The sequence below is a fragment of the Burkholderia sp. Bp9099 genome (assembly GCF_003857805.1).
In the GTDB taxonomy this organism is placed as follows: domain Bacteria; phylum Pseudomonadota; class Gammaproteobacteria; order Burkholderiales; family Burkholderiaceae; genus Burkholderia.
The window spans coordinates 219163-231702 of sequence record NZ_QTPU01000011.1; the positions used below are offsets into that span (position 1 = coordinate 219163).

At 69.7% G+C, this 12540-nt stretch carries 10 protein-coding genes; 1 reads left to right on the top strand and 9 read right to left on the bottom strand.

The annotated features are described in order from the left end of the window. Positions 1–9: 9 nt before the first annotated feature. The 5 genes from DIE17_RS15030 to DIE17_RS15050 form a co-directional block, all read right to left on the bottom strand. Complete coding sequence (locus DIE17_RS15030; RefSeq protein ID WP_124667943.1) at positions 10–990, bottom strand: aldo/keto reductase; 981 nt, start codon at positions 988–990, stop codon at positions 10–12. Between the two features lie 322 nt (positions 991–1312). Beyond that, a complete protein-coding gene (locus tag DIE17_RS15035) occupies positions 1313–1987 on the bottom strand; it encodes a MarC family protein (protein ID WP_044843309.1) in 675 nt (224 codons plus the stop codon). A 120-nt stretch (positions 1988–2107) separates the two neighbouring features. Then, on the bottom strand, positions 2108–2908 hold the full coding sequence (locus DIE17_RS15040; protein ID WP_124522073.1) for an enoyl-CoA hydratase-related protein: 801 nt from the start codon (positions 2906–2908) through the stop codon (positions 2108–2110). A 41-nt stretch (positions 2909–2949) separates the two neighbouring features. Continuing rightward, positions 2950–4272 (bottom strand): phenylacetate--CoA ligase PaaK, encoded by a 1323-nt coding sequence (gene paaK / locus DIE17_RS15045; protein WP_124667942.1) that lies wholly within the window; start codon positions 4270–4272, stop codon positions 2950–2952. Positions 4273–4330: 58 nt separating this feature from the next. Further along, positions 4331–5884 (bottom strand): 3-hydroxyacyl-CoA dehydrogenase, encoded by a 1554-nt coding sequence (locus DIE17_RS15050; protein ID WP_124921073.1) that lies wholly within the window; start codon positions 5882–5884, stop codon positions 4331–4333. Positions 5885–6426: 542 nt separating this feature from the next. On the opposite strand from DIE17_RS15050, the gene DIE17_RS15055 reads away from it, so the two are divergent. Next, positions 6427–7515: a calcium:proton antiporter gene (locus DIE17_RS15055; protein WP_124484620.1), complete on the top strand. Its 1089-nt coding sequence runs from the start codon at positions 6427–6429 to the stop codon at positions 7513–7515. A 181-nt stretch (positions 7516–7696) separates the two neighbouring features. Here the strand turns inward: DIE17_RS15055 and DIE17_RS15060 are convergent, their stop codons facing one another. From DIE17_RS15060 to DIE17_RS15075, 4 genes are read right to left on the bottom strand one after another with little or no spacing between them, the layout of a single operon-like run. Continuing rightward, positions 7697–8551, bottom strand: a complete 855-nt coding sequence (locus tag DIE17_RS15060; protein WP_124667940.1) for an amidohydrolase family protein — start codon at positions 8549–8551, stop codon at positions 7697–7699. Next, entirely contained in the window at positions 8548–9570 is a 1023-nt protein-coding gene (locus DIE17_RS15065; protein WP_124921074.1) for a D-isomer specific 2-hydroxyacid dehydrogenase family protein, read from the bottom strand. The genes DIE17_RS15060 and DIE17_RS15065 overlap by 4 nt, the downstream gene beginning before the upstream one ends. After that, positions 9567–10643 carry a LacI family DNA-binding transcriptional regulator gene (locus DIE17_RS15070; protein WP_124484617.1) on the bottom strand — a complete coding sequence of 359 codons (1077 nt, stop codon included), beginning with the start codon at positions 10641–10643 and terminating at the stop codon, positions 9567–9569. Before DIE17_RS15070 ends, DIE17_RS15065 begins: the two co-directional genes overlap by 4 nt. An 8-nt stretch (positions 10644–10651) precedes the next feature. Beyond that, positions 10652–12538, bottom strand: a complete 1887-nt coding sequence (locus DIE17_RS15075; RefSeq protein ID WP_124921075.1) for a TRAP transporter large permease subunit — start codon at positions 12536–12538, stop codon at positions 10652–10654. Positions 12539–12540: the final 2 nt, after the last annotated feature.

Genomic DNA, 12540 nt, shown 5'->3' on the forward strand with positions numbered 1-12540 from the left:
CGGTCGAACTCAGTTGAAGCCGGCTACCGCGTGCGGCACGTAAGGGCCTTCGAGCGTCGCGATTTCATCGTCCGTCAGCTTCAGCTGCAGCGCGCCGAGCGCATCGTCCAGATGATGCGGCTTCGAGATGCCGACGATCGGCGCGGTGACGCCGCGCTTATGTGCGACCCACGCGAGCGCGACCTGCGCACGCGGCACGTTGCGCGCGGCAGCGATCGCCGCGACGGCCTCGACGACCGCGCGATCGGCACCGGCCGTCGCGTCGTACATCCGCTGACCGACCTCGTCGCTCTGCTGCCGGCCGGACGACTCGTCCCAGTTGCGCGTCAGCCGGCCGCGCGCGAGCGGGCTCCACGGAATCACCGCGATGCCTTCGGCCTCGCACAGCGGCAGCATTTCCCGTTCTTCCTCGCGATACAGCAGGTTCAGGTGGTTCTGCATGCTGACGAAGCGGGTCCAGCCGTTCTGCTTCGACGTATACAGCGCCTTCGCGAACTGCCACGCGAACATCGACGATGCGCCGATGTAGCGCGCCTTGCCGGCTTTCACGACGTCGTGCAGCGCCTCGAGCGTCTCCTCGATCGGCGTGCCGTGGTCCCAGCGGTGGATCTGGTACAGGTCGACGTAGTCGGTGCCGAGCCGCTTCAGGCTCTGGTCGATGTCCGTCATGATCGCCTTGCGCGACAAGCCCGCGCCGTTCGGCCCCGGGCGCATCCGGTAGAACACCTTGGTCGCGATCACGACGTCGTCGCGCTTCGCGAAGTCGCGCAACGCACGGCCGACGATCTCCTCGGACGTGCCGTCCGAATACATGTTCGCGGTATCGAAGAAGTTGATGCCGGCCTCGATCGCGCGCTGGATGATCGGGCGGCTTTCCGCTTCCGGCAGCGTCCACGGGTGCGTGCCGCGCGACGGCTCGCCGAACGTCATGCAGCCCAGCACCAGCTTCGACACGTCCATCCCGGTCGACCCGAATTTCACGTATTCCATCGCTCGCCTCGTCATTGAAGTGGGGTTGCGGCCGGATGCGCGGCCCGGTTCGGTGCACCGGGTACGAACGCCGTGCGCTGCATCGGCCAGACGTCGCATGGTATCGCGCAGCGCGCGAACGCGTAGTCGACGCGACGGCCTGCTGCGGCCGGGTCGCCCAGGAACGCCGACGCGCCGGAACCGCAGCCCGATCCCACTCGAGCAAGGCTTCGACGGCGCACACCAACGCGCCACGCAGCATCCATGATCAGAATGCGCGGCGTGGCGCCGCGCCGGTTGCCGCGTCGACGAACGAACGGATTACTCGCGAACGACGAACGGCTTACTTGATCTGGTCGGCGAGCGGCTGCAGGAATTCGGAGAAGCCGGTCAGCATGATCTGCACGCCGATGCACAGCAGCAGGAATGCCGACACGCGCTTCGCGACCTTGGTGCCTTCGGTGCCGAGATAGCGGGAGAGCAGCGCGGCACGGCTGTAGGTCAGCCAGATCACGACCGCGACGAGCGCCGACACCGAGATCGACACGATGCTCGACAGCATGAATTCCGACAGCTTGTGCGTGCGGTTCGCGTTCAGCGCGATCGCGGTGGCGATCGAGCCGGGGCCGACGGTCAGCGGCACGGTCAGCGGGAAGAACGCGCGGGTCATGATCGCGTTCGCATCGATCGGCTTGATCGGCGTATCGCCGCCGCCCGCCGGCCCGTCCGGCTCGTTCAGCATCTGCCAGCCCGCGACGGCGACCGCGAAGCCGCCGCCGATCCGCAGCGCTTCCATCGAGATCCCGAAGAAATGCAGCACCGGCGTGCCGGCGAAGAACGCGACCAGCAACACGATGAACGCGTTGAACGCCACCTTCTTCGCGAGCAGGTTGCGCTCGTGCTCGGTCAGCGCCTCGGTGCGTTCGAGAAACAGGAACGCGATGCCGATCGGATTGATGATGCCGATCAGGCCGGTAAAGCCGAACAGGATCTCGGAGATAAGGCGATTGACGATCATCGGGTGCGAAGAAGCGGTCGGGGCTGGGCCGGCGGCGCGCCGGGGGTCACGCATTGTAGAGCAAGCGCCCGCGCGCGAGACGCAAATCGCGCCCCGGGCCCGGCGGGCCGCGCCGCCGCCTTATTCGGCGCCCGGCTCCCAGGCCGGCGGCCGCTTCGCGAAGAACGCGGCGAAGCCCTCCTTCGCTTCCGGCGTCGCCCGCACGCGGGAGATCGTCTGCGCGGTGAACGCCGCGCGTTCGTCCGACGGCGGGTACTCGCCGATCGCGTCGAAAAAGCGCTTGATCTCCATCAGCGCGTTCGGGCCGTTGCGGCTCAGCTCGGCGAGCGTCTTGTCGAGTGCGGCGTCGAGCGCGTCGAGCGGCACGGCCTGGTGGATCAGCCCGATCGCGACGGCTTCGGCGGCCGCGAGTTGCGTCGCGGTCAGCGCGAGCCGGCGCGCCTGGCGCTGGCCGACCGCCTCGACCAGGTACGGGCCTATCACCGACGGCAGGATCCCGAAACGGGCCTCGCTGACCGAAAAGCGCGCGTGATCGCTCGCGATCACGATGTCGCAGGCCGCGCACAGGCCGACGCCGCCGCCGAACGCGTGGCCCTGCACGCGCGCGACCGTGGGCTTCGGGCACTGCCGGATCGCGCGCATCATCGCGGCGAACCGCTCGGCGTCGCGCAGGTTCGCGGCCGCGTCGTTCGCGCTCGCGCGCTGCATCCACTGCAGGTCGGCGCCCGCGCAGAACGCGCGACCGTCCGAGCGCAGCACGATCGCGCGCACGTCGTCGCGCCGGCCGAGCGTGGTAAACGCGTCGGTCAGCTCGGCGATCATCGTCTCGTCGAACGCGTTGAGCACGTCGCCGCGCTGCAGCGCGACAGTCGCGATGCCGCGCGCATCGACGGCCACGGCCAGGGTTTTCAATCCATCCATCGAACAGGTTTCCTCGGGGTAGAAACAGGGAACGGCGAAACTCAGGCGGCCTGCCGGCGGTCGATCACCCGCCGGGCCTTGCCGGTCGCGCTCGCGGGAATGCCGCCCGCGGCGAGCACCGTCACGCCGGCCGACACGCCGATCATCGTCTTGATCCGGTGCTGCAGCTCGCGCGCGATCGCCGCGCGCTCGGCATCGGTCACGCACGCGACGGCCTCGGAGCGCAGCTCGACCGCGAGATCGAGCCGGTCCATGTGGCCGTCGCGCGAAAGCGTGATCTGGAACTGCCCCGACAGCTTCGTCTGCGCGACGACGATTTCCTCGATCTGGCTCGGGAACACGTTCACGCCGCGCACGATCAGCATGTCGTCGGAGCGGCCCGTGATCTTCGCGAGCCGGCGCATCGCGCGCGCGGTCGGCGGCAGCAGCGCGGTGAGGTCGCGCGTGCGGTAGCGGATCACCGGCATCGCCTCCTTCGTCAGCGACGTGAACACGAGCTCGCCCTCGCTGCCGTCCGGCAGCACCTCGCCGGTCACGGGGTCGATGATCTCCGGATAGAAATGGTCTTCCCAGATCACCGGGCCGTCCTTCGTCTCGACGCATTCGCACGCGACGCCCGGGCCCATCACTTCCGACAGCCCGTAGATGTCGAGCGCGTCGATGCCCACGCGCGTCTCCACTTCCTCGCGCAGCGCCTGCGTCCACGGCTCCGCGCCGAAGATGCCGATCTTCAGCGACGACTCGGCCGGGTCCATGCCCTGCCGCACCATCTCGTCGATCAGGTTCAGCATGTACGACGGCGTGACGAGAATGATCTTCGGCTCGAAATCGCGGATCAGCTGCACCTGCTTTTCAGTCTGCCCGCCCGACATCGGCACGACCATGCAGCCGAGCCGCTCCGCGCCGTAGTGAATCCCGAGGCCGCCCGTGAAGAGCCCGTAGCCGAATGCGTTGTGCAGCGTGTCGCCCGGGCGGCCGCCGGCCGCGCGGATCGAACGCGCGGTCACGTTCGCCCACGTGTCGATGTCGCGCGCGGTGTAGCCGACCACGGTCGGCTTGCCGGTCGTGCCGCTCGACGCATGCACGCGCACGACCTGCTCGCGCGGCACCGCGAAGAGGCCGAACGGGTAGTTGTCGCGCAGGTCGTGCTTGGTCGAGAACGGGAATTTCGCGAGATCGGCGAGCGTCTTCAGGTCGTCCGGATGCACGCCCGCCGCGTCGAACGTGCGGCGATAGTGCGGGACGTTGTCGTACGCGTGGCGCAGCGACCACTTGAGGCGCTCGAGCTGCAGCGCCTGCAGTTCGTCGCGGCTGGCGGTCTCGATCGGCTCGAGGGCGGCGGCGGGGTGCGTCGGGTGAGTCATCGGGGTGCTCCTCCAGTGGAGTGATGTCGTTATCGTGATCGGGGTGACGGGCCGGCGGCTAGCGGAACGTGCGGCCGGCCGCGTGCAGCGCGGCGATGCGCGGCGACACGCGATAGCGGTCCTCGCCGTAGCTCGCCGCCAGGTTCGACAACACGCGAAACACGCGGCCGATGCCGATCGCATCGGCCCACGCGAGCGGGCCGCACGGGTAGTTCACGCCCTTCTCCATCGCGAGATCGAGATCGGCGGGCGAGCACACGCCCTGGTTCACCGTGTCGGCCGCCTCGTTCGCGAGCATCGCGACGGTGCGCATCGCGACCATGCCCGGCACGTCGGCGATGCCGACGACGCGAAAACCCGCTTGCTGGAACAGCCCGACCGCATCCGCATAGGCCGCGTCGCTGCACTGCAGCGCGCGCGTCAGCGCGACGAGCCCGGCCTGCGCGTAATCGCGCGCGAGATCGACGAGCACGAGGTCGGCCACGCCGGTTTGCGCGGCGCGCACGGTCGCGGTGCGGCCGTCGGTCAGCGCGATCGACGCGCGGCCGGCCACGGCGAGCAGTTCGTCGGCATGCGCGCCGTTCTGCCGCGCGAGCGCGATGCGTTCGACAACGCGGGCATGCAGCGCGGCGGCCGGGCCGTCCTGCGCGAACAGCACGACGTCGGCCGGCGCATCGCACGGCGGTTCGAACGCGGGCGCGGGCGGCGTCGCGCCGTCCGCATACGAATAGAAGCCGCGCCCCGACTTGCGCCCGAGGAAGCCCGCGTTCACGAGTTCCTGCTGGATCAGCGACGGCGTATAGCGCGGATCGTTGAAGTACGCGCGGAACACCGACTCGGTCACCGCGAAGTTCACGTCGTGGCCGATCAGGTCCATCAGCTCGAACGGCCCCATCCGGAAGCCGCCGGCGTCGCGCATCACCGCATCGATCGAGGCCGGCGTGCCGCCCTGCTCGTTCAGCACGCGCAGCGCCTCAGCGTAATACGGCCGCGCGACGCGGTTCACGATGAAGCCGGGCGTCGACTTCGCCAGCACCGGCCGCTTGCCCCACGCGGCGGCCGTGTCGTAGAGCGCCTGTGCGACGTCCGGCGCGGTCGCGAGCCCGCTGACCACCTCGACGAGCGCCATCAGCGGCGCCGGATTGAAGAAATGCAGGCCGGCCACGCGCTGCGGCGCGCGCAGCCCGGCCGCGATCGACGTGATCGAGATCGACGACGTGTTGGTCGCCAGCACGCAGCTGTCGTCGACATGGCGTTCGAGCGTCGCGAAGATCTCGCGCTTCACGTCGAGCCGCTCGGCCGCCGCCTCGACGATCAGCGCGGCGCCCGTGAAGTCGGCCAGCGCGCGCACCGCGCGAATCCGGCTGCCGGCCGCGTCGGCCTGGGCCGGTTCCATCCGGCCCTTTTCCGCGAGCCGTGCGAACTGCGCGCGGATGCCGGCCAGCGCCTTGTCGCATGCGGCTTCGTTCAGGTCGTACAGCAGCACCGCATGACCGGCCGCCGCGGCCACCTGCGCGATGCCCGCGCCCATCGCGCCCGCGCCGATCACGCCGACGACCGCCGACTGCGCCAGCGCGCTCGAATTCACCGAATGTGCAGAAGAAACAGCCATCGCTTGCGATCCGTCATGAAGTGGAAGTGCGAGCGATTATAAACCGACCGGTCGGTAGATTTATGTCAGGGCGAGCCCGAATTTGTCGTGCAAGAGACCGTTACGAAAAGCGCAAGAACAAAAAATCGAACGATCGGGGCACTTTTTTGAAACCGAAAGGTCAATGAAAGAGTCCGATTATGAGATAGTGTCCCCCGAACGCCTGATAAAATTCGACAAATCGCCGAATTTCAGGGGGAAACCGCGTGTCACGCCGCTGCCGTCCACCGCCTGCCGTCCTTTCGGGGTCGGAATCGCGCCACCCGCCTGTCGTGACGTACCCGCGCCCCGCCCTCGGCACCCGGTCGCATCGAACCGTTTCATCCAGCGACGGGCTTCGGCCCGCCCGCGCCCCTCGCCGCTTCACGGCGGCGAATCCAGGGCAGCACGGCTCCGCGTTGCCGCCCATCAGCATCATCGTCCACGTTCGGCGGATCATCCGGCCGGGCTTCGTCAACCCGTGACGGCGCTTCGCGCGCCGCCACTCGCATAGGAAACCGTCCATGCCGCTCTCGTCCAACCAGCTCCCGCGCTGGACCCTCGTGGCCCCGCTTGCCGCCTGGCTGGTACTCGCGCTGTCGCGCGTCGTGCCGGCCGAAGGCCTCGTCATCGCCGTGTTCGCCGCCGCCCTCGCCGGCGCCGTGTTCGCCGCCGTCCACCATGCCGAAGTCGTCGCGCACCGCGTCGGCGAGCCGTTCGGCACGCTCGTGCTGGCGGTCGCCGTGACCGTCATCGAGGTCGCGCTGATCGTGTCGGTGATGCTCGGCGCCGGCCCCGAGAAATCGGGCCTCGCGCGCGATACCGTGTTCGCCGCGGTGATGATCATCTGCAACGGCATCGTCGGCCTCTGCCTGCTGGTCGGTGCGTGGAAGCATGGCGAGCAGGATTTCCAGGGGCGCGGCGCGAGCAAGGCGCTCGCGGTGCTCGCGTCGCTGTCGGTGCTGTCGCTCGTGATGCCGAACTACCTGAACGCCGCGCCGGGCCCGTTCTTTTCGAAATCGCAGCTTGCGTTCGCCGGCGTGTCGTCGCTCGTGCTGTACGGCGCATTCGTATTCGTGCAGACCGTGCGCCACCGCGACTACTTCCTCACCGAGCACGACAGCGCGAACGAATCAGTGCATGCGGCCCCCCCGAGCGGCCGCACCGCGCTGATCAGCCTCGTGCTGCTGTTCGCGAGCCTCGTCGCGGTCGTGCTGCTCGCGAAGCTGCTGTCGCCCGCCGTCGAGCATGCGGTGATGAAGCTCGGCGCGCCGGAAGCGGCGGTCGGTATCGTGATCGCCGCGCTGGTGCTGCTGCCCGAAGGGCTCGCGGCCGTCACCGCCGCGCGGGCGAATCGCCTGCAGACCAGCATGAACCTCGCGCTCGGTTCGGCGCTCGCGAGCATCGGGCTCACGATCCCGACCGTCGCGGCCGTGTTCATCTGGGTCGGCCAGCCGCTCACGCTCGGCATCGGCGCGATGGAAACCGTGCTGCTGTCGCTGACGCTGCTCGTCAGCACGCTGACGCTCAGCCAGGGACGCACGACGGTGCTGCACGGCGTCGTGCATCTGTCGCTGTTCGCGGCGTACCTGTTCCTGTCGGTCACGCACTGATGTAAAGCGGCGCGCGGCACGGCGAAAATGATCCGCCGTGCCGCGCGCCGCGCTTCAACTCCCGCTGCTACACCTTCCCCGCTTCACCCTCTTCGCTTCACGCAGCGCCTATCGCACCGGAAAGTCGTGGACGAACGCGTCGACCGCATGGCCGTCGAGGCTCGGCCCGCGGCCGACCACGTTACGTCGCGGCGCCGATCGAGGTGTCCGCATCGAACCCATACAGCACGGCCGGGTTGTCGACGAGTATCGCGCGACCGACCGCCGCGTCCGCCGCGCACGCGTGCAACCAGCCGAGGAGTTGCGCATCGTCGGGCAGCGGCGACGCGTTCGGGTGCGGCCAGTTGCTGCCCCACACGCAGCGCGCCGCATGCGCGCGTGCGAGCACGGTGGCAAGGCGTGCGACATCGTCGTAACCGGGCGCACCGGATCGCGAGGTCTCGTAAGGCGCGGACAGCTTCACCCACACGTGGCCGCGATCCAGCAGGCGCCGCAACGCAACGAAGGCCGGCGCATCCGGTGCAACCGGCGTCAGGAACTTGCCCGTGTGATCGATGACGACGCGCGCCGCCGACGACGCCAGCATCGGCTCGACGTCGGGCAGCGTCCGGCCGTCGAGCTGCAAATCGATGTGCCAGCCGAGCGGCGCGATCCGCGCGGCCATCCGCTCGAGCTCGTCCCATCGCGCGACGCCGCCCGACAGCGTCATGAACCGCACGCCGCGGATGCCTGCCGCGTGCAGCCGCTCGAGTTCGGCATCCGGCACGTCGACCGGCACCGTCGCGACGCCGCGCGCCTGCGGGCCGAGCGCGGCCAGCGCATCGAGCGTGCAGCGGTTGTCGAAGCCATAACCGGTCGGTTGCACGACGACCACGCGCGCGAGGCCGAGCGTCTGTTGCACGCGGCGATACGCATCCACCGGCGCATGCGGCGGGCGGAACGTCGCCGTCGGCGCGAGCGGATATGCATCGTCGTAGATGTGGATATGGCAATCGCACACCGGCGCCAGCCGCATGCCGCCTTCGTCGCGCGTCATCGCACACCCGGCGCGGCGGACGCGTCGGCCGACCGCCAGCGTTCAAGCCGCGTCGCATGCGCGGCGTTGACCGCGCCGTTCGGCACGCGTGCGTCGAGCAGCGCGGCGAGTTGGTCGACCGTCTCCAGCGCCTGGTGCTCGACCGCCGGTCGCGTCAGTCCGCCGATGTGCGGCGTGGCGATCACGCGCGGATGCGCGGCGAGTCCGGGCGTCGGCATCTGGTCCGCCGCGCGGCCGACGTCGAGCGCGCAACCGGCCAGCCGGCCGCCGTCGAGCGCGTCGGCCAACGCCTGCTCGTCGACCAACTCGCCGCGCGACGCATTGACGAAGCACGCGCCCGGCTTCATCGCGGCGAACGCGCGCGCATCGAACAGGTTCGCGGTGGCCGGCGTCGCGGGCGCAAGGCACACGACGTAATCCGCGTCGCGCAGCAAGGTCGCGCGGTCGACCTGTTCGATCGACGGCGCGTCGACCCGCACGTACGGGTCGCACACGAGCACGCGCATCCCGAACGCCGTCGCGATCGGCACGAGCTGGCGCGCGATCTGTCCATAACCGACCACGCCCAGCGTGCTGCCGCGCAATTCGCGGCCCATCCGCGGCAGCGGCGGCGTGCCGCGGTGGTACGCATCCGCGTAGCCGCCGATCCCGCGCGCGAGGCCGATCATCGCGCCGATCACCCACTCCGCGACGGCCGGCCCGAACCCGGGGCTCGCCTGCGTGACCAGCACGCCGAACTCGCTCGCCGCGTCGACGTCGACGGTACGGATGTCGACCGCGCAGCGCAGGAACGCGGCGAGCGCGGGCAGACCCTCGAACAGCGCGCGTGGCGCCGGCGTCTGCCGGTACGCGATGATCGCATCGCACCCCTGCGCGGCGGCGATCAGCTCGTCCGTGCCGAGCTCCCGGTCGAGCGGATTGCACGTGACGTCCGCGAGCGCCTGCAGCGCGCGCAGCGCCTTCGCGCCGAAGTAGTAATCGAACATCCCCGACGGATGGGTCACGTAGACGCGCGTCATGCGTTGTCTCCGTTCGATTCGACCGCGCGCGGCCGCGGCCCAACCGACGCGCGCTCGACCAGCGTGACGCCCGGGAACACGCACTGCCCGGGCGCCGATGACGGGTCGCCGTCGTGCCGCATCACGCGCCGCACCATCTCCGCGGCCATCTCGGTGACGGGCAGCTGCACCGTGGTCAGCGCCGGCCACGAGATCGCCGACAGGAAATGGCCGTCCATCCCGACGACCGACACATCGTCCGGCACGCGCAGTCCGCCGTCGCGCAGCCCCGCCATCAGGCCGAGCGCGAACAGGTCGTTGACCGCGACGACGCCGGTCGGCCGCGCCGGATCGGCCGCGAGCGCGGCGCCGAGCGCGCGCCCGACCTCGACGATCACCGCGTCGCCGTATTCGTTCGCCGGGCCGCCTTCGAGCACTTGCGCATCGGCGCCTGCGTCGCGCGCCACTTCGAGAAAGCCGCGAATCTTGTCGCTGCGGCTCACGGTGATGCCGGCCACGGTCGCGAACGCGAGCCGCGTATGGCCCGCGGCGACGAGGCAGCCGGTCGCGAGCCGCGCGGCCGCCTCGTTGTCGGCCGTCACGTGATCGACCTTCGATTGCTCGCCGGGCGTCGCGCGGCGGTCGTAGCTGACGACCGTCATCCCGCGTTCGGCCGCGCGTTCGAGGTGGCTTTCGTCGGCGAGCGACGAGATCACGATCACGCGCCGCACGCCGTGCGCGAACAGGTCGTCGAAGAACGCCGCCTCCTTGCCCGCGTCGCGGTACGTGTTGCCGATCAGCACGCGATGACCGTACTGCTCCTGCGCGCAAGCCTCGATCTCGCGCGCGATGTAGCCGTACATCGGATTCGCCATCGACGGCACCAGCAACCCGACGAGCGGCGTCTGCCCCGTCTTGAGCTGGCGCGCGAGCGTGCTCGGCCGGTACTGCAGCGCATCCATCGACGCCTTCACGCGCTCGAGCGTCTCCGGCTTCATCTGGTCGGTGCGGCCGTTGAGCACGTTCGAAACCGTGCTGACCGAAACGGCCGCATGACGGGCCACGTCCTGAATCGTACTCATGTCGTCTTGCATTGAACGGGCTACAGGCCGAAACGGGCCGGCAGCCACAACGAAAACGCCGGTGCGAAGATCAGCGCCACGAGGGCAACGAACAGCACCAGCAGGTATTTCACCATCGGCCGGGCGACGCGCGCGACCTCGGTCCCCGTGATCGCGCAGGTCGTGAACAGCCCGAGGCCGACGGGCGGCGCGAACAACCCGAGCCCCATCGCCACCACCACGACCGTGCCGAAATGCAGCGGGTTGATGCCGAGCTGCAGCGCGATCGGCGCGAGCAGCGGCCCGAAGATGATCAGCGCGGGCGCGCCTTCGAGCACGGCGCCGAACACGATCATCAGGAGCGCCGCCAGCAACAGGAACGCCGTCGAGCCGTACTGATGGGCAAACGCGGTCATTGTGCCCGAGACGAGCGCCGGAATCTGCTCGATCGACAGCGCGAACGACACGCTCGACGCCGCCGCGACGATGAACAGGATGCCGCTCGCCATCGATGCCGCACGCACGAACACGCGGCCGACCGAGCGCCAGGTCAGTTCGCGGAACGCCGTCCAGCCGATCACCAACGCATAGACCACCGCGAAGGCCGACACTTCCGTCGAGGTCGCGATACCCGACGTCACGCCCTTGCCGATCATCACGACCATGATCAGCGCGACCAGCGCGCCGCCCGCGAGCGGCAGCCACGCGCGGCGCTCGACGAACACCGCGTCGATGTCGATCCGGCGTCCGCAGATCACGGTCACGACCGCCAGCGACGCGGCGAGCACGGCCGCCGGCACGATTCCCGCGACGAACAGCCCCGCGATCGAGATGTTCGCGACGAAGCCCATGATGATCATGTTCACGCACGGCGGGATCGTCTCGGCCATCACCGCGCTGCACGCGAGCAGCGCCGCGGTTTCGTCGGGGTCCTGGCGCGCACGGCGCACGGCCGGCATCACGACGCCGCCCACCGCCGCGATGTCGGCCAGCTTCGAACCCGACACGCCGGAAAAGCACGCCGTCGCAAGGATCACGATCAACCCGAGCCCGCCGCGCACCCGCCCGAAGATCCGCAGCAGCAATTCGACGAGCCGCGCGGACATCCCGTTCGACTCCATCAGCAAGCCGGCCAGCACGAAGAACGGCACCGCCAGCAGCACGAAGTGATCGGCGCCGGCCATCACCTGCTGCGAGTAGACCTGCAACGGCAGCGTCGGGTCGGCGAGGAAATACAGCAGCGCCGAGAACGCGAGCACGAAGCCGATCGGCACGCCCAGCACGAGCCCGCCGACGAAGCCGGCGATCAGCAGCGCCCCCGGCGCGATCGCATGCTCGGGCCGCAGCGCGTTCCAGCCGTACACGGCGCCCGCGAGCACCGCGCAGCACGCAAGCGTGCCAATTACGCGGCGGCGCGGCGCGTTCAGCGCGTTCGCGAGCGCGAACACGCTCATGAACAGCGCGCCAAACATCATCGGATACACGTTGATCCAGCCCGGCAGGCCGCCGGTCGTCAACTGGTCGTACGAATCGCCGAGCAGCTGCCACGACGACGCCAGCAGGTTCAGCGACACCGCCGCGACGATCCAGTGCCCGATCTGCACGAGCGCGCCCTGCCAGCGCGCCGGCAGCCAGCCGCGGAACAGGTCGATGCCGACGTGCTGGCTGCGGCCGAGCACCGTCGCCGCGCCGAAGAACACCAGCACGATCATCAGCGCGCTCGCGACCTCCTCGGCCCAGTCGACCGGGTCGTGCAGGAAATAGCGGAACACGACCGACACGAACACGACGAGCACGTCGACGGCCAGCACCGCGGCCGACACGTATTCGATCCAGCGCATCGCCGCCGCCAGCGCGCGGACGGCGGCGCGCGCGGGGCGGGCTGGGCCGGCGCCCGGCACGACGCTCGAAACGGAACCGGTATCCATTG